Origin of the sequence: Clostridium sp. DFI.1.208 (assembly GCF_024463855.1) — a bacterium.
In the GTDB taxonomy this organism is placed as follows: domain Bacteria; phylum Bacillota_I; class Bacilli_A; order Erysipelotrichales; family Erysipelotrichaceae; genus Clostridium_AQ.
In genome coordinates this window covers 1-339 of record NZ_JANGCA010000234.1, presented here as the reverse complement: position 1 = coordinate 339, position 339 = coordinate 1, and the positions used below count along the sequence as shown (strand labels likewise).

General features: G+C 47.5%; 1 pseudogene. It reads left to right on the top strand.

The features are described 5' to 3' along the window. Positions 1 to 38: 38 nt before the first annotated feature. Positions 39 to 339 (top strand): annotated as a pseudogene (locus NE665_RS24180) (hypothetical protein); the annotation flags it as partial.

Sequence of the window (339 nt, the reverse complement as noted above, 5' to 3'; positions counted from 1 at the left end):
GCTATCTTCCGGGAATGACACGGGAAGAGATCCAGAAGATGATGGATGACAAGGTGGCAGAGGGAAGCGTCCAGATCAATATCAACAGCAATCTGGTGTTCGAGACAGGAAGCAGTAAGGGACTGGTGCGGATCGTGAATTCCAAGAACAATCATTATCTGATGGTGGTGGAGATGATCCGCAAGGACAATAAACAGAAGATCTATCAAAGTGGAGCGATGGAGCCGGGAAACTATCTGGAGGAGGACAAGCTGGATGTCGATCTACCCAAGGGGGATTATCCGGTGAATATCCATTTCAAGAATTATGATCCAAAAAGTGAGGAATTCGTCGGTGAGG